The 16,847-nt window shown below is 69.2% G+C and carries 14 protein-coding genes; 9 read left to right on the top strand and 5 right to left on the bottom strand.

Annotated features, from left to right (window positions below; all coding sequences use genetic code 11):
• Window positions 1–3 precede the first annotated feature (3 nt).
• On the bottom strand, window positions 4–465 hold the full coding sequence (locus tag BJ988_RS22590; RefSeq protein ID WP_179660129.1) for a hypothetical protein: 462 nt from the start codon (window positions 463–465) through the stop codon (window positions 4–6).
• A 354-nt stretch (window positions 466–819) separates the two neighbouring features.
• Here BJ988_RS22590 and BJ988_RS22585 point away from each other — a divergent pair, with 354 nt between their 5' ends.
• The 7 genes from BJ988_RS22585 (at window position 820) to recD (ending at window position 11,743) form a co-directional block, all read left to right on the top strand.
• Window positions 820–1,167 (top strand): hypothetical protein, encoded by a 348-nt coding sequence (locus BJ988_RS22585; protein ID WP_179660128.1) that lies wholly within the window; start codon window positions 820–822, stop codon window positions 1,165–1,167.
• Between the two features lie 73 nt (window positions 1,168–1,240).
• Complete coding sequence (locus BJ988_RS22580) at window positions 1,241–1,774, top strand: hypothetical protein (RefSeq protein ID WP_179660127.1); 534 nt, start codon at window positions 1,241–1,243, stop codon at window positions 1,772–1,774.
• A gap of 73 nt (window positions 1,775–1,847) precedes the next feature.
• Window positions 1,848–2,276, top strand: coding sequence for a hypothetical protein (locus BJ988_RS22575; RefSeq protein WP_179660126.1), 429 nt, complete (start codon window positions 1,848–1,850; stop codon window positions 2,274–2,276).
• Between the two features lie 280 nt (window positions 2,277–2,556).
• Window positions 2,557–3,282, top strand: a complete 726-nt coding sequence (locus BJ988_RS22570) for a hypothetical protein (protein ID WP_179660125.1) — start codon at window positions 2,557–2,559, stop codon at window positions 3,280–3,282.
• Between the two features lie 48 nt (window positions 3,283–3,330).
• Window positions 3,331–6,708, top strand: coding sequence for an exodeoxyribonuclease V subunit gamma (gene recC, locus BJ988_RS22565; protein WP_179660124.1), 3,378 nt, complete (start codon window positions 3,331–3,333; stop codon window positions 6,706–6,708).
• Window positions 6,708–9,989, top strand: coding sequence for a UvrD-helicase domain-containing protein (locus tag BJ988_RS22560; RefSeq protein ID WP_246321552.1), 3,282 nt, complete (start codon window positions 6,708–6,710; stop codon window positions 9,987–9,989). Before recC ends, BJ988_RS22560 begins: the two co-directional genes overlap by 1 nt.
• On the top strand, window positions 9,986–11,743 hold the full coding sequence (gene recD, locus BJ988_RS22555) for an exodeoxyribonuclease V subunit alpha (RefSeq protein WP_179660123.1): 1,758 nt from the start codon (window positions 9,986–9,988) through the stop codon (window positions 11,741–11,743). Before BJ988_RS22560 ends, recD begins: the two co-directional genes overlap by 4 nt.
• Before the next feature lie 114 nt (window positions 11,744–11,857).
• Here the strand turns inward: recD and BJ988_RS22550 are convergent, their stop codons facing one another.
• Together BJ988_RS22550 and BJ988_RS22545 are read right to left on the bottom strand one after the other, a co-directional pair.
• On the bottom strand, window positions 11,858–12,469 hold the full coding sequence (locus BJ988_RS22550; RefSeq protein ID WP_179660122.1) for an ACT domain-containing protein: 612 nt from the start codon (window positions 12,467–12,469) through the stop codon (window positions 11,858–11,860).
• Window positions 12,470–12,528: 59 nt separating this feature from the next.
• Entirely contained in the window at window positions 12,529–12,990 is a 462-nt protein-coding gene (locus BJ988_RS22545) for a nitroreductase family deazaflavin-dependent oxidoreductase (protein WP_179660121.1), read from the bottom strand.
• A gap of 56 nt (window positions 12,991–13,046) precedes the next feature.
• Here BJ988_RS22545 and BJ988_RS22540 point away from each other — a divergent pair, with 56 nt between their 5' ends.
• Window positions 13,047–14,015 carry a 1,4-dihydroxy-2-naphthoyl-CoA synthase gene (locus tag BJ988_RS22540; protein WP_179660120.1) on the top strand — a complete coding sequence of 323 codons (969 nt, stop codon included), beginning with the start codon at window positions 13,047–13,049 and terminating at the stop codon, window positions 14,013–14,015.
• Window positions 14,016–14,022: 7 nt separating this feature from the next.
• On the opposite strand, the gene BJ988_RS22535 is transcribed toward BJ988_RS22540, so the two are convergent.
• Together BJ988_RS22535 and BJ988_RS22530 are read right to left on the bottom strand one after the other, a co-directional pair.
• Window positions 14,023–14,241 carry an amphi-Trp domain-containing protein gene (locus BJ988_RS22535; RefSeq protein WP_179660119.1) on the bottom strand — a complete coding sequence of 73 codons (219 nt, stop codon included), beginning with the start codon at window positions 14,239–14,241 and terminating at the stop codon, window positions 14,023–14,025.
• Window positions 14,242–14,338: 97 nt separating this feature from the next.
• On the bottom strand, window positions 14,339–15,064 hold the full coding sequence (locus BJ988_RS22530; protein WP_343051741.1) for a PaaX family transcriptional regulator C-terminal domain-containing protein: 726 nt from the start codon (window positions 15,062–15,064) through the stop codon (window positions 14,339–14,341).
• Window positions 15,065–15,199: 135 nt separating this feature from the next.
• Between BJ988_RS22530 and BJ988_RS22525 the strand changes: the two genes are divergently transcribed.
• Window positions 15,200–16,843 carry an acyl-CoA dehydrogenase family protein gene (locus BJ988_RS22525; protein WP_179660118.1) on the top strand — a complete coding sequence of 548 codons (1,644 nt, stop codon included), beginning with the start codon at window positions 15,200–15,202 and terminating at the stop codon, window positions 16,841–16,843.
• The last annotated feature ends 4 nt before the right edge of the window (window positions 16,844–16,847 follow it).

The raw sequence follows: 16,847 nt of genomic DNA, 5'->3' as shown, positions 1-16,847 counted from the left end.
CGATCAACCCTCCTTGTTCTGGCCGTACTCAGAACGAGACGCGATCTCCTCCAGCGCCTCGCCGGACAGCGGGAAGAATGGCAGGGCAATGTCAGGCAGATTGAGACGATCGTCCTTCATCAAGTTCTCAAAGAAGGGTTTGCTGATCAGGTCGGCTGCGGTGTCCAACTTGCGAAACGCGGTGGCTGCATCTGCATCAGCGTTTTTGGCGGCGCGCACAGCGTCATCGAGACCGTCGACGAAGTTGACCAGAGCGTCGTTGGTCTCGGAGAGAGTCGAGTTGATCCGGTCAGTGGCGCGGTTCATGAGGTTCTCAAGCCGGCTGGCGGTGGTACTGCCGCCGAGGGACTCGGCAGACGGCTTGTCGACATGGACCTTGTAGATCTCGTCTTTCGACTCCATGAGGACTGCCTTGATCCTGTTGACTACGGCCTCGTCAGCCCCGGTGGACTTCGGTCCCGTCATGTCGGCCTCCCCAAGTGTTTGCAAGCGTGGGCAAAGTCTAAGCACCTTCCCGCGGATAGTCACGGTCAATGACATCCATGACGTGCCACTATCCTTTCCGTCATGAATGGATCTCGGACGCAACTGTCCCGACGCCTCGCTCTGACTGCTGTTGCGGCCTTGACCGGATTTGTGTTGTGCGCCTGCGGTGGAGGAACGGATGACCCGTCTGAGCCCAAGACAGCGTCTTCCCCAGCCAGTCCGGCAGCCTCGGAGTCACAGACCGCCCCGACGTCCGAGGGGGAGACGGCCGAGGTCGACGGTGCCCAGCTGACTGCGCCAGATGGTTGGATCGTGCGATCGGAGGACGGGAGCATGGTGCTTCGCGCTCCCAAGGACGCCGACGGCTACTCGCCGGGTTCAGCGATTTTTGATGCTGACATCACCCTGTCGACGAACACGGATGAGTTGGCAGGAACGGCCCTCAAGGTCCTCAGCGCCTCCAAGCCGAACGCCAAGCGTCTTCCGGACGTTGAGTACGCTGGAGTCACTTTTTATCATCTGCGTAGCGAGGACGAGGTCAACTCCTACGACGAGTATGGCGCGGTTATCGGGGACGCTGAAGCCAGCGTGGCATGGACGTTCATCAACGACTTCGCCAACCGCAAGCAGATCGACGACCTGATCAACCAGGTGATGCCGACGTTCAAGTTCGAGGGCTGAGCGAGGTCGTTGGAACGTGACCACACCTCGGACAAGCCACGCCGCGCGATTTGCGGCCGTCATTGTGTCGGCGATGACCACTGCTGCTCTGGTCGGGTGTGGGGGCGCAGAGGGACCGTCTGGCTCGCCGCGCTCCTCGACCCCTCCTTCTGCCCAGGCCAGTGCGGATGCGTCGCCGACGGCTGCTTCGCGGGTCGTCGAAGTGAACGGCGCCCAACTACGGGTGCCGGCGGATTGGTCTGTGGGCGGCGGCGGCACGCAGCGAGCAACTATCTCCGTTCCCGAAGACGAGTCGGGTACGTCGTACGGAACCGGGGTTTTCAACGCGGATATAACCCTCGCTTCGGACACGGAAGAACTTGCGATGGGTCGAGCAAATGTGGCTGGGGGCGACGCGAAGCGGCTTCCTGACGTCGAGTTCGGGGGACAGTCGTTCTTCCACCTCCGTGAACTTCATGGCGGCATCGACTCGCTCGACACGTACGGCACCGTCATCAATGGCTCTGAAGTCACCGTCGCATGGGGATTCAACGCCGAGTTGGCCACCCGCGAGCAGATCGACGGGTGGATCAACCAGGTGATGCCGACGTTCAAGTTCGAGGGCTGAGCGGGAGCCTCTGAAGGTGTCGTCATCTCGGATGGGCCGTGCCGCCCGACAATTCATGATCGTTGCAGGATCGATGGTCCTCGCCGTCGCTGTCGGGGCCTGTGGAGGTTCCGGAGGCGGTTCGGGTGACGTGGCTTCGCCGTCAGCGGCCGCCAAGGGTTCCGCGACGAGCACCGAGTCATCATCAGCATCGCAACTGGCGGAGGTGAACGGTGCTCGATTCACGGCTCCTGCTGGTTGGGAGGTCGAGCAGGGGGAGTCGAGGATCCTCATCAGCGCGCCCGAGGATGATCTCGGCTACTCACCGGGTTTTGGGCTCTTGGATGCGGATATAACGTTTTCGGAAGACACGCAGACACTGGCCGCGAGTGTGATGAAGCAACCGGGCGCGAGGCGCCTGCGCGACGTCGAGTTCGGTGGCGTCAGGTTCTTCCACGTCCGAGAAGGAAACGACACGAACACATCGACACTTACGGGGCAGTCGTCGACGGGTCCAGTGTGACTGTGACGTGGACCTTCATCAACGACATGGCAAGCCCGAAGCAGATCGACGAGTTGGTCAACCAAGTGATGCCGTCGTTCAAGTTCGAGGGTTGATCAAGGTACGCCACAGAGACGTGGGTCTGCGTCGAGTGATTCCAGGCTCGGGTGGCGGCATGGAGTATCTGCATCCTCGGAAGTACGGGAAAGGTACGGGTCCGGGATAGGTCCGAGGGTCAATACCGTGGCGCCACGTCGGTCGCCGGCCGATGTGAGGCCATCTTCGACCGAAGGACCCGCACATGACCGAGAGATCATTCGACCCAGTCGCGGAGACAAGTCGGCATCGTCGGGTGGTGATCTTCGCGGCCGGATTGATCATCGCACTCGTGGCGGTCGCGGCCCCGATGATCGGGGCTCAGTCGGCTGAGGCCGCGACGACCTACTCCCGAAGCTTCACCACGAGCCAGTCCAAGACGGTCGCGAATCGATGTGTCCGAGTGACCCTTTCGGGCACGATGCTGTTCCAGCGGAAGGTTGCGGCGAACTACGGGATCTCCACGCTGGTGGTCTACGTCAACCGGAAGGTGACCAACCCGCGGGTGCGTGTCTACACCTACGCCGGGCCGTGTTCGGCCAAGAAGCCCAGACGGAGCATCGCCAAGCTCAGCGTGACCCAGCGATGGAGCGACCACTCCTGCAACGGCAACCTTTCGGTCTCGGTGGGATTCCCCTGGGGTGTGAGCGTCGGGGCCAGTCCGAGGTGCGGCCGAGAGGAGCGGGCGCACCGTTCGGCGACCTATGGCCGAAGCTCGGCCTATGACCAGAAGAACACGGACACGACCATCCGCTACGCGAACAAGGGATCCATCACCCACAACCCTCCAGCGTTCTCCAGGAATCTCCGGGGGGACGAGAAGCGGATCCGACTGTGCCAGTCGGCGGTGGTCTCGATGGTGATCTACCCGACCGCCTCGTCGTCGGACTCGTGGTCACCGACGTTCAGGCCGTGCGTCAAGTACTGGTGACCTGACGGGTCCGCATCTGTGTCGGTGCGTCCCGATAGGTTGCGGTCTGTGGTCGTACATCTGCACCGCGCGCCGCGGACCGATCTGCTCGCCGACTCGCTCGGCGAGCTGCTGTCGGTGCCGTCAGGGGATCCGTTCGCGACCGAGGTCGTGGTGGTGCCGGCGCGAGGAGTGGAGCGGTGGTTGTCGCAGCGGCTCTCGCATCGGTTGGGGGCTGCGGCAGGGCGTGCGGACGGGATCTGTGCCGGGGTCGACTTCCGGTCTCCGTGGTCGCTGTTCGCAGAGGTCGCGGGCACGGGGGATGAGGATCCCTGGGCGCCTGAGTCGCTGACGTGGCCGGTGCTGGCGGCGATCGACGCGTCGCTGGACGAGCCCTGGGCCAGGTCGCTCGCGGTGCACCTTGGCCACGGGGACACGACAGAAGAAGGTGTACGTCGGCGGGGGCGGCGGCTGGCGCTGGCCCGGCGGCTGGCGCAGCTGTTCGCTGCGTACGCGGACCAGCGGCCGGCGGTGGTCGCCGACTGGAGTGCGGGGCGGGACACGGACGGGCTCGGGTCCGAGATCGCCGAGGACCTGGCGTGGCAGCCGCCGTTGTGGCGGGCCGTTGCCGAGCTGGTCGGTGGGCCGACGCCGGTGGAGCGGCAGGCGCAGACGGTCGCGCGGCTGAAGCAGGCGCCAGGGGAGTTCGAGCTTCCGGAGCGGGTCTCGCTGTTCGGGCACACTCGGCTCTCGGTGACGGACATCGAGCTCGTCGCGGCGCTGGGGGAGCACCGGGATGTGCACCTGTGGTTGCCGCATCCGTCCGAGGCGCTGTGGGAGGCGCTCGCCGGGCTGAACGGGACGGCCGCGCGGACGGCGGATCGGTCGCACGATGCGGTCGGGCATCCGCTGCTGGCCACGCTGGGGCGGGATACGCGGGAGCTGCAGCGATCGTTGAACGAGTTCTCCGTCGATGCGATCTCCAAGGATGGTCTCGACAAGCTCGACCACCGGGGGTCGGGGCTGTTGGGGTGGTTGCAGGACGACATCCGGGGCAACACGGTCGGAGAAGCCGCCCAACGGGTGCTCGAGCCCGGTGACCGCTCGATCCAGGTGCACGCCTGCCACGGCGGCGAGCGGCAGGTGGAGGTGCTCCGGGAGGTGCTTCTGGGACTGCTGGAGGACGATCCGACGCTGGAGCCGCGGGACGTGCTCGTGATGTGCCCCGACATCGAGACCTTCGCGCCGCTGATCGAGGCCGGGTTCGGGCTCGGCGAGATGACCGGCGAGACCGGACACCCCGGCCACAGGCTGCGGGTCAAGCTGGCGGACCGGTCGTTGACGCGTACGAACCCGCTCCTGGAGGTGGCCACCAGGCTGCTCGAACTGGCCGGCGGCCGGGCGGGGGTGAGCGACGTACTCGATCTCGCTCATCTCGATCCGGTGCGGCGCCGGTTCGGGCTCAACGACGACGCCCTGGAGCAGCTCGAGGACTGGGCCAAGGACGCCGGGATCAGATGGGGTTTCGACGCGGAGCACCGCGAGCCCTTTGGGCTGGAGACGTACGTCGCCAACACCTGGCGCTTCGGGATGGACCGGATCCTCACCGGGGTGGCGATGTCCGAGGACTCCGCGACCTGGCTCGACACGACGCTGCCGCTCGACGACGTGGGGAGCGGGTCGGTCGAGCTGGCCGGGAAGTTCGCCGAGCTCGTCGACCGGCTGAAGGACGTGACCGATGAGCTGGCCGGGGTGCATCCGCTGGCGCACTGGCTGAAGGTGATCGAGGAAGGCGTCGCCGCACTGACGTCGGTCTCGACCAACGACGAATGGCAGTCGGGTCAGGTGACGCGAGAGCTGTCCCGAGTTCGCGACGCCGCCGCAGGCCAGAAGGTCGAAGAGCTGCGACTGCCCGACGTGCGGGCGCTGCTGGGGGCGCGGCTGGCCGGACGTGCGACGCGTGCCAACTTCCGCACCGGGACGCTGACCGTCTCCACGCTGGTGCCGATGCGGTCGGTGCCCCACCGGGTGGTGTGCCTGCTCGGCATCGACGACGGGGTGTTCCCGAGGGTCGGGATCACCGACGGCGACGACCTGCTGGCGCGTGACCCGCAGACCGGAGAGCGCGACCCGCGCAGCGAGGACCGGCAGCTGTTCCTCGACGCGCTGCTGGCAGCGACCGAGACGCTGGTGGTGACGTACACGGGCGCCAACGAGTACTCCGGCCAGCCACGGCCGCCCGCCGTCCCCCTGGGAGAGCTGCTGGACACGCTGGACGCGACCGCGGTCACCGCAGACGGGAAGCCGGTCTCGGAGGCGGTGACGATCAGGCATCCGCTGCAGCTGTTCGACCAGCGCAACCTCACCCCCGGGGCGCTGGTGACGGGTCACTCCTTCTCCTTCGACAAGGCCGCCGCGGCCGGTGCCATCGCCGCGCTCTCCGACCGCGTCGAGCCGCCCGACCTCCTGCCCGCCCCGTTGGCGCCACAGCAGACCGGGGACGTGACGCTCGAGGAGCTGTTGGGCTTCTACCGCGCGCCGGTGCGCGCGTTCTTCCGCGACCGCTTGGACCTGGCGCTCCCGCGTGACGACGACCCGCTCTCCGACGCGCTGCCGGTCGAGCTCGACGGACTGGGCCAGTGGTCGGTGGGCGACCGGCTGCTTCACGACCTGCTCGCCGGGATGTCGGAGGAGCAGGCGACCCAGCAGGAGTGGCGCCGCGGCGTACTTCCGCCGAAGTGGCTCGGCTGGCGCATCCTCACCGACGTGATCACCAAGGCGAAGCCGATCGCGGCCGAGGCGCTTCGGGTGCGCCACGCCGGCATCTCCACGGGACAGGCGCGGGCCGTCGACGTCGAGGTCGACCTCGGCGACGGAAGACGGCTGACCGGCACCGTCCCCCAGGTCTTCGGTGACCGGCTCGCCCCGGTCACGTACTCCCGTCTGGGCGCCAGGCAGCGGATCGAGTCGTGGGTGCAGCTGGTCGCGCTGGCCGCCGCCGACGAGGACCGGCCCTGGAGCGCCTGGACGCTGGGGCGTCCGGCGAACTCCAGGTCGCGTACGCCGTTCGGGCTCTCCCAGCTCGGCCCGCTCGACCACACCGCGATCGACATGCTCCGTGATCTGGTGCGACTGCGCGACCGAGGGCTGACCGCACCGGTGCCGTTGCCGCTGAAGACCTCGTTCGCCTACGCGCGCCAGCGACGGACCCAGGCCGGCATCGACGACGCGCTCTACAAGGCCGGCTGGGAGTGGAACGACAGCCGCTACGAGGGTGAGGAGTCCGACGTGGAGCAGGTGCGAGCCTGGGGCGCGAAGTCCGCGATCCCCGGACTTGGCGATCCTCCGGAGCCCGGCGAGGAGTTCGACGGAGAGACGTCCCGCTTCGGCGCGCTCTCGATGCGGGTCTGGTCGCCGTTGCTCAATGCGGAGCAGGGGAGCTGGTGATGATGCAGTTCACCCCCTTCGACCTGACCGGACCGCTGCCCACCGGCACGATGCTGATCGAGGCATCGGCCGGCACCGGGAAGACCTTCACCATCGGTGCCCTCGTGACCCGCTACGTGATCGAGGGGAAGGCGAGGCTCGACGAGATCCTGGCGATCACCTTCGGCCGCGCCGCCTCCCAGGAGCTGCGCGACCGGGTGCGTGCCCACCTCGTCGAGGCGGAGCGAGCGTTCGCGGAGGCTGTCCGCGGGAGGCGGCCGACTCCGCTCGACGCTCATCTCGAGCTGCTCCTGGACGTCTCCGAAGACGAGATCCGGGTACGCCACGAGCGGGTGCGCGACGCCCTCGCCTCGTTCGACGGGGCCACGATCGCGACGACGCACCAGTTCTGTCAGCTCGTGCTGCGCTCGCTGGGCGTTGCTGGTGACACCGACGCCGGCGCCGAGCTGGTCGAGTCGCTCGACGAGCTGGTCGTCGAGGTCGTCGACGACCTCTATCTGAAGTGGTTCGGCGAGGCGCGGGAGCGGCCCCCGTTCGACCGCGACGACGCGCTGGGACTGGCGCGCACCGCGGTCGAGGACCCGCAGTCGGTGCTGGCCCCGGCGCCGGCAGAGGACCCGGTCGCGGGCGCACGGGTGCGGTTCGCCGAAGAGGTTCGGGCGGAGGTCGATCGGCGCAAGCAGATGCGCGGTGTGATGTCCTACGACGACCTGCTCTCCCGGCTCGCGGTCGCGCTCGAGGATCCGGCAGCTCCGGCTCGCGCGCGGATGCGCCAGCGGTGGCGGATCGTGCTGGTCGACGAGTTCCAGGACACCGACCCGGTGCAGTGGCAGGTGCTCTCGCGGGCCTTCGAGGGCCACGCCACCCTGGTGCTCATCGGCGACCCGAAGCAGGCGATCTACGCCTTCCGCGGCGGTGACGTCTTCACCTACCTGACTGCCGCCCGGGCCGCCGAGACGCAGGCGACGCTCGACACCAACTGGCGCAGCGACGCACCGCTGGTGGAGCGGCTCCAGGTGGTCCTGCGCGGCGCGGCGTTGGGCTCCTCGGAGATCGTCGTCCACGACGTGAAGGCCCATCACGACGGCTCCAGGCTGGTCGGGGCCCCGCACCCGTCGCCGTTCCGGATCCGCCGGGTCGGCCGCGGCGGCTTCAAGCTCACCCGCGGCAAGATGGTCACCGCCGGCGACGCGCGCAACCACATCGCCCGTGATCTCGCCGGTGACATCGCCGGGCTGCTCGGTTCGGGGGCGACCTGGTGCGACGCTCCGGTGCAGGCCGGGGACATCGCGGTCATCGTCAGGGTGCGTTCCCACGGGCTGCTGGTGCAGCGGGTGCTGCAGGAGCACGGCATCCCGGCGGTGATGGCCGGCGGCGGTGACGTCTTCCTGACTCCCGCCGGTGAGGACTGGCTCGCGCTCCTGCAAGCGCTCGACTCGCCCCACCGGACGCCGCTGGTGCGGTCGGCCGGGCTGAGCGTCTTCTTCGGCTACACCGCCACCGAGCTCGACGCGGGCGGGGAGGCGCTGACCTCACGCATCGCCGACACGCTGCGTGGCTGGGCGCTGCTGCTGCGTGGCCGGGGTGTCGCCGCCCTGATCGAGGCGGCGGAGGAGCGTGGGCTGACCGCGCGCGTGCTGCGGCGCACCGACGGGGAGCGGTTGCTGACCGACGTACGTCATCTGGGGCAACTGCTCCACGACATCGCCGTCCGCGACTCGTTCGGGTTGCCTGCGCTGCTGACCTGGTTCCGCGACGAGCGTCGGCGTTCGGCCGCGACCGAGCGGCCGCGGCGGCTGGACTCCGATGCGGCCGCGGTGCAGATCGTGACGGTGCACGGCTCCAAGGGCCTGCAGTACCCGATCGTCTATCTGCCCTTCGCCTACGACTACTTCGTGCGCGACCCCGACGTCGCTCGGTTCCACGACGAATCCGGACAGCGGATCATCGACGTCACCCGGACCGGGCCGCAGTGGCCGCAGAATCTGGCCCGACACCAGGGCGAGGAGATCGGCGAGGAGCTGCGCGATCTCTACGTCGCGCTGACCCGAGCGCAGTCGCAGGTCGTCGCATGGTGGGCGCCGACGGCCAACACCGCCACCGGCGGCCTCCACCGGCTGCTGTTCGGGCGAGGTCCTGGTCAAGCGGTGGTTCCGGACAGCGTTCCGGTGCCGAGCGACGAGGACGCGGCAACGCTGCTGAGCAATGTCGCGCGCCACGGCGGTCCGGTGGCCGAGGAAGCCGTCCCAGCTGCAGCGGCGCCGCCGGTGCGAGCAGCGTCGCCCGGCCTGCTCGCCGCGCGGGCGTTCACCCGTGAGGTGGACGCGGAGTGGCGGCGTACGTCCTACTCCGGGCTCATCCGGGTCGACGAAGGCGTGGTCGCGACCTCGGAGCCGGAGGTGGAGGGCACCGACGACGAGCCCCTCGCCGAGGATGCCGACCTCGTTGAGCCCGGTGCGGCTGAGGAGCACCTCTCGCCGATGGCCGAGCTGCCCAAGGGCGCCGGCTTCGGGTCGCTGGTCCACGCGGTCCTGGAGCACACCGACCCCGAGGCCCCTGACCTGGCCGAAGAGCTGCTCACGAAGACCCGTGAGCAGCTGCGCTGGTGGCCGGTCCCGGCCTCGGCCGAAGAGCTCGCGACCGCGATGCTGCCGCTCAACCTCACCCCGCTCGGCCCTGTGGCCGACGGGCTGACGTTGGCCCAGATCCCGTTGCGCGACCGGCTCCGCGAGCTCGACTTCGAGATCCCGCTGGCGGGCGGCGACACGCGCGCGCCGGGGGGTCCCGACGTACGCCTGCGCGATCTCGCCCCGCTGCTGCGAGCTCATCTTCCGACGGACGACCCGATGGTGACGTACGCCGACCGGCTCGAGACCCCGCCGCTGGGGGACCAGTCGCTGCGGGGTTATCTGACCGGCTCGGTCGACGTGGTGCTGCGCCTGCCGAACGGTCGATTCGTGGTCGTCGACTACAAGACCAACTTCCTGGGGGTGGAGGCGATGGACTACACCCAGCCGAAGCTGGCCGAGGCGATGCTGCACTCCCACTACCCGCTGCAGGCGCTGCTCTACTCCGCGGTGGTGCACCGCTTCCTGCGCTGGCGTCTGCCCGGGTACGACCCCGAGATGCACCTCGGTGGGGTGCTCTACCTCTACGTACGCGGGATGCTCGGTCCGGACACCCCCGTCGTCGACGGCATCCCGACCGGCGTCTTCACCTGGCAGCCGCCCGCACCCCTCGCGATCGCGCTGTCCGATCTCCTGGATGGAGCGACCGCATGATCGAGCGCTGGGAATCCCAGGACCCCTTCGACGCACGCCTGGCCCGGTCCGCGACCGGCCTGCTCGCGTCGTTCAACCGCGAGGGCGTGCTGACCGCTGCCGACGTCCACGTCGCGACCCGTGCGGCCACGCTCGCGGGCGAGACGCGCGACGAGGTGCGGCTGGCAGTGGCGCTGGCGGTCCGCGCGATCCGGCACGGCTCGGTGTGCGTCGACCTGGCCGCGCTGCGGGAGACCGAGGAGACGCTGCCGTGGCCGGCCGCCGCCGGCTGGCTGGAGGCCGTCGCCGACAGTCCCCTGGCGGCCCAGTCCCTGGTGCAGGTCGAGGACGGCCTGCTCTACCTCGACCGCTATCACCGCGAGGAAGGACAGGTACGCGACGACCTGCTCGCCCGCCTGGCCTCGCCCCGGCCGGTGGCCGACGAGGCCCTGCTGGAGGCGACCGCGGCCCGACTCTTCCCGGGGGAGGGGTACGCCGAGCAGCGTGCCTCCGCGCTCGCCGCCGCCCGGCAGTCCACGACGGTCCTCACCGGCGGTCCCGGCACCGGCAAGACGACGACCGTGGCAGGCCTGCTGGCGCTGCTCACCGAGCAGTCCTCGACGCCGTTGCGGGTCGCGCTGACCGCCCCGACCGGCAAGGCGGCCGCGCGGCTGCAGGAGGCGGTCGAGAGTGCTCAGCTGGCGCCGCAGTTCACCGCGGCCGACCGCGCTCGCCTCTCCGGGCTGACCGCGTCGACCCTTCACCGGCTGCTCGGTTGGCGACCCGGATCGTCGACCAGGTTCAAGCACCACCGCACCAACCGGCTGCCGCACGACGTGATCGTCGTCGACGAGACGAGCATGGTCTCGCTGACGATGATGGCCCGGCTGCTCGAGGCGGTGCGGCCGGAAGCGCGCCTGATCCTCGTCGGCGACCCAGACCAGCTGGCCAGCGTCGAGGCCGGGGCGGTGCTCTCCGACCTCGTCGCCGGGCTCGCCGTGCGCTCGCCTGACGCGGTGGCCGCGCTCCGCACCACCCATCGCTTCGGTGGCGCGATCGGCGCGCTGGCGGCGGCGCTGCGGGACGGCGACGCCGATGCCGCGCTCGAGGTGCTCAACGGGGGCGACCCCGCGGTCGAGCTCGTCGACCCTGTTGACGAGGCCATGATGGCCGCGGTCGAGCGCGACCTCGTCGCGCACGCCGTCGCCCTGCACGAGGCCGCGCTCGTGGGTGATGCGGAGCGCTGCGTACGCATGCTCGACGAGTCGCGGCTGCTCTGCGCCCACCGCGACGGCCCCTGGGGCGTGGCCCACTGGAACCGGCTGGTCGAGCGCGGCCTCGCCGAGACGACCGGCGAGGCGCTCGGCATCGGCTGGGGCCACGAGTGGTACCCGGGCCGCCCGGTCCTCGTCACCGCCAACGACTACGGCCTTGGACTCTTCAACGGCGACACCGGCGTCACCTACACCGACGCCGGCGGTGATCTTCGGGTTGCGATCGCGGGTGGCGCGTCGTACTCGCCCTCACGTCTCGGTGACATCGAGACCCTGCACGCGATGACCGTCCACAAGTCGCAGGGCAGCCAGGCCAGATCCGTCACCGTCCTGCTCCCGCCCGACGACTCGCCGCTGCTCACCCGCGAGCTCTTCTACACGGCCGTCACCAGGGCGCAGGAGCGCGTACGCATCGTCGGCACCCCCGACGCTGTCACCGCCGCGATCACCCGCCGGGCCCAGCGCGCCTCCGGTCTCCGGCAGCGCCTCGGCCACCACTGACCGCCCACGCCGAGGCGTCACTCAGGTCGGCCGACACGTCACTCAGGTCGGCCGAGACGTCACGTCGGTCGGCCGAGACGTCACGTCGGTCGGCGGGACTGACGCCTCGGCCTGTCAGGAGCGGGCGATGGAGGTGGCGAGCGAGGCGAGGTGGCCGAGGCGGGCCAGCTCGGAGTCGAGGAAGTCGGGGCCGCCGCGGCGGCCGATGAGGACGATCTCGTTGCCGTCGATGCGGGCACCGGCGAACATGTTCTCGTCCTCGCCCTCGACCTCGATCCGCTCGGGGCGGTCGAGCTCGATGAAGGGGACGTTCTCGGGCGAGCCGTCGGTGGACCGGCTGATGCCCTTGACGCGGTGGACGCGGATGGCCCAGTCGGCGCGGAAGGTCAGCGGCAGCACGTCGATGAGTCGATCGAGCGCCTCGTGGGCATTCTCGGTGAGGTCCTCGACGGCCTCGAGGTCGAGGAAGAGGTTGCCCCCGGCGGCGTAGCGGGAGATCCACACGACGTGCACGTCTTCGAGCTCGTTGCACGCCGACACGATGGAGTCCGGCATCGTTCCCGGTTGGGTCTCGAGCAGCACATCGTCGACAGCTCTTCCGTCGACCTTGTTCTTCTCGACGATCTCGATCGCCTCGATGTCGCCACCGGCTTCACCGATGGCGGAGGCAAGGCGACCGAGTGAACCCGGGACATCGGGCAGCTCGACGCGTAGCAGGAACGGCATGGCCCTAGACCCTAGCGTCGCGAACCGACAGTCGTGGCACTGTCGCGGTTACACGCCGGTCAACTGGCGGGTTGCTCGTCGGCGGGCTCCAGCAGGAAGAGCGGAAAGACCCTGGACGTGTTGGGCTGATAGTCCCCGTACGTCGGCCACGTCTGCACCGCATAGGCCCACCACTCCTCGCGCTCCTCGCCGGCGAGCTCGCGAGCGACGTACGCCTTCTTGGTCCCGCCGTCCTGGAGGGCCATGTCGGGGTACTTGCGGAAGTTGGCCACCCAGGCGGGATTCTTGTCGCTGCCGCCCATCGAGGCGACCGCGAGGTAGCGGCCGTCGCGCTCGACCCGCATCAGCGGGGTCTTGCGGATGGCGCCGGTCTTGGCGCCGCGGTTGGTGATCAGGATGATCGGCTTGCCGTCGCGCTCGAGAACGTTGGCCTCGGCGCCGCCGGAGGCCTCGAACGCGGCAACCTGCTCGCGCACCCAGTCGGCCGTGCTCGGGACGTATTCACCTTGCAGTTCGGTCATGTCTTCCATAACAGCCGATCGCTGCGCGTATTCCAACCCCGGATAGCCTCGGTCGCATGAGTGCCATCGAAGGAGTCTCCGACACGTTCGACCCGAGCCGCTGGGACGAGGTCCCGGGCTTCGAGGATCTGACCGACCTGACCTACCACCGGGCCAAGGAGCACGGCACCGTACGCATCGCCTTCGACCGCCCCGACGTACTCAACGCCTTCCGCCCGCACACCGTCGACGAGCTCCTCCGCGTGCTCGAGCACGCCCGGATCTCCGCCGACGTCGGTTGCGTCCTGCTCACCGGCAACGGCCCCTCGGTCAAGAACGGCAAGCACTCCTTCTGCACCGGTGGCGACCAGCGCATCCGCGGCAAGGCCGGCTACCAGTACGAGGTCTCGACAAGCTCGACCACCGGCCAGTCCGCGTACGCCGCCGACCGGACCGGCGCGGAGGAACCGACTCCGATCGACAAGGCCAAGATGGCGCGCCTGCACATCCTCGAGTGCCAGCGACTGATCCGCTTCATGCCCAAGGTCGTCGTCTGCGTCGTCCCCGGCTGGACCGCCGGCGGCGGCCACTCCCTCCACGTGGTGTGCGACCTGACCCTGGCGAGCGCCGAGCACGGGCGCTTCAAGCAGACCGACGCCGACGTCGGCTCGTTCGACGGCGGCTACGGGAGTGCCTATCTCGCCCGCCAGGTCGGCCAGAAGTTCGCCCGCGAGATCTTCTTCCTCGCCGAGGAGTACTCGGCCGAGGACGGCGTCCGCATGGGCACCGTCAACCGCGCCGTCCCCCACGCCGAGCTCGAGGACGTCGCGCTCGAGTGGGGCCGCAAGATCAACGGCAAGTCACCCACCGCCCAGCGGATGCTGAAGTACTCCTTCAACCTCCTCGACGACGGCCTCGTCGGCCAGCAGATGTTCGCCGGCGAGACCACCAGGTTGGCCTACATGACCGACGAGGCCCAGGAGGGTCGCGATCAGTTCCTGGAGAAGCGCGAGCCCGACTGGTCGCCCTACCCCTGGTACTACTGAGCTCCTGTCACCACTTCAACTCGATCTCGATCTCGCGCTCGTCGTCCCCGATCTCGATCTCCAGCTTGAAGTCGACCTCGTCGGGGACGTGCACCTTGAAGCGCAGCCCTCCTCGTTCGAACTCGACCTCGTTGTTGCTGGCGAGCGCGTCGGCCAGGGCACGCAGGCGAGCCGCCGCTTCCTCGCGACGCAGCCTCGCCCGTTCGGTGACTTCCATCAGGTCCATGCTGATCTCCTTGATATGACGTTGAGGCTGCATGATCTCGGCCGAGCGCGAATCACGCCAGCCCCCTCCCCGGCGAGTTCAAAGCGATGCGAGTCGTTCACTGGGGCAATGCGGCGAGTTCGCTCAGCTCGCGCTGATAGGCGCTGTAGGTCTCGCGCAGCTCCGCCGCGGGCCAGTCGGAAGGGCGGAGCTCGACGGGGAGGAGCGGGTCGGCGCTGAGGTGGCGCACGATCGCGGCGGCGGTGGCGAGCCGAAGGGCGGGCTCGGGGGTCGTTGACAGGCGTTCGAGCAGGCGCTCGCCTTCGCGTGCCCAGTCGGCGAGATCCCACAACGAGGCGGCGAGGTCGCCGGAGTCCTGCTCCGGGGTGGCCGTGAACGCCTGGAGCACCGGATCGGTGAAACGAGGGCGCTGCAGGTTGGCGGGCCGGGTCCAGACCCCTTCGCGGAGCTCGGCGAGCCGGTGCGCCTTCAGCGCATCGCGCAGAACGGCGCGCTCAGGCCCCGGTCGGCCGGTGGCGACGACGACGGCCATCTCCCAGGTGCCGTCCCACGGCTTGTCTGCCGTGTGCACCGCTTCGTCCTGATGCGCCTGCCGCTGGATCAGCCGCTCGCCGAGCCGGTAGCCGGCGTCGGTACGCCGCAGGTCGCCGTCGCCGACGGCGCGGGTGACCGCGACGCGTACGGTCGCCGGCGCGATGCCGAGGAACTGGCCTGCGCGGGCGAGATCGGCCGGAGTCAGCGGGTTCGGGTGGGCGCCGAGCATCAGGCTCAGCATCGCCGAGCGGGCGGAGAGCGGAGCCAGTTCGTCGCGCGCGGTAGCCACCTGTTCATCTTCTCAGCAGCGGCCGAGGTCTCGACAAGCTCGACCACCGGTGTGCAACAAGGATGGACACGACTGTCGTCGTATCTGTAACATCGAGAAGGATCGACGACCTGCAGCCGACACAGAGGTGGCGCCATGACCAGCACGCACGAAGCCCACTCCACCCATGTGGTCAGCAACCAGGCCCCGCCGCTGGTGGGCCACAACACCGCCGGTGACCCGGTCCTGTGCGAAGGCGTCGAGCGAGAGGGTGCCGCGTGGGCGCTCCCCGAGATCGACGAGGTGGGCCGCCTCGCCGGGACCGCCGAGGCGCAGGATTGGGGCCGCCTCGCCGAGCGGGTCCCGCCGCGTCTGCACACCCATGATCGCTACGGACATCGCGTCGACGAGGTCGAGTACGTCCCGGCGTACCACCAGCTGATGACCACCGCGGTGGAGAACGGCCTGCACGCTACCCCCTGGGCCGACGGCCGGCCCGGTGCCCACGTCGCGCGGGCGGCGAAGTTCTTCGCCTGGAACGTCGATGCCGGCCACGGCTGCCCGATCTCGATGACCTACGCGGTGGTCCCGGCGCTGCGGACCAATCCCGAGCTCGCCGCGAGGTTCGAGCCGCTGCTCACCAATCGGGAGTACGACTTCGGTCTGCGTGACCCCGAGACCAAGCGCGGCCTGATCGCCGGCATGTCCATGACCGAGAAGCAGGGCGGATCCGATGTCCGCGCGAACACGACGACCGCGACCCCGCAGACCGACGGGACGTACGTCCTTCGTGGGCACAAGTGGTTCACCAGCGCGCCGATGAGCGACCTGTTCCTCACCCTCGCCCAGACGTCCGCCGGGGTCTCCTGCTTCCTCGTGCCGCGCGTCCTGCCCGGCGGCGAGAGCAACGCTATGCGCTTCATGCGCCTGAAGGACAAGCTGGGCAACAGGTCGAACGCCTCCTCCGAGATCGAGTACGACGCGGCGACCGGCTGGCTCGTCGGCGAAGAGGGCCGCGGGGTGCGCACGATCGTCGAGATGGTCAACATGACCCGCCTCGACTGCGTGATCGGCTCCTCGGCAGGCATGCGCACCGCGCTGACCATGGCGACGCACCACGCCCAGCATCGCTCGGCGTTCGGCAAGCTGCTGGTCGACCAGTCGGCGATGCGCAACGTACTGGCTGACCTGCAGGTCGAGTCCGAGGCGGCGACGACCGCGATGCTGCGGCTCGCGGGCGCCAACGACCGGGCCATCCGCGGGGACGAGGCCGAGGCCTCCCTGCGCCGGATCGCGCTGGCGGTCACGAAGTACTACGTCTGCAAGCGGGCGCCCTTCATGGTCAACGAGGCCCTGGAGTGCCTGGGTGGCAACGGCTACATCGAGGACTTCGACGTCGCGCGCATCTATCGCGAGATGCCGCTCCTCTCGATCTGGGAGGGGTCGGGCAACGTCGCGGCGCTGGACGCGCTGCGAGCGCTGGCGAAGGAGCCGCACACCCTTAACGCGTTCATGGCCGAGGCGGAGCTCGCCTCCGGTGCCGACGCCCGCTACGACGCCGCGCTGGACCGGTTGAAGAAGGAGTTCGCCTCCTTCGACGACCTCGAGCTCCGGGCGCGACGGATCGTGGAGCAGATGGCTCTGGTCTTCCAGGGCTCCCAGCTCGTCCGGCACGCACCTGCTCCCGTCGCCGACGCGTTCTGTGCCTCGCGTCTCGGCCGGGACTGGGGTGGAGCCTTCGGGACGCTGTCGCCACGCGGGGATCTCGGCGCGATCATCGAGCGAGCGCTTCCCGCCTGACCCA

Origin of the sequence: Nocardioides panzhihuensis (assembly GCF_013408335.1) — a bacterium.
GTDB lineage: Bacteria > Actinomycetota > Actinomycetes > Propionibacteriales > Nocardioidaceae > Nocardioides > Nocardioides panzhihuensis.
The sequence above is the reverse complement of the archived record's forward strand: the minus strand, read 5'-3'. Positions and strand labels throughout refer to the sequence as shown.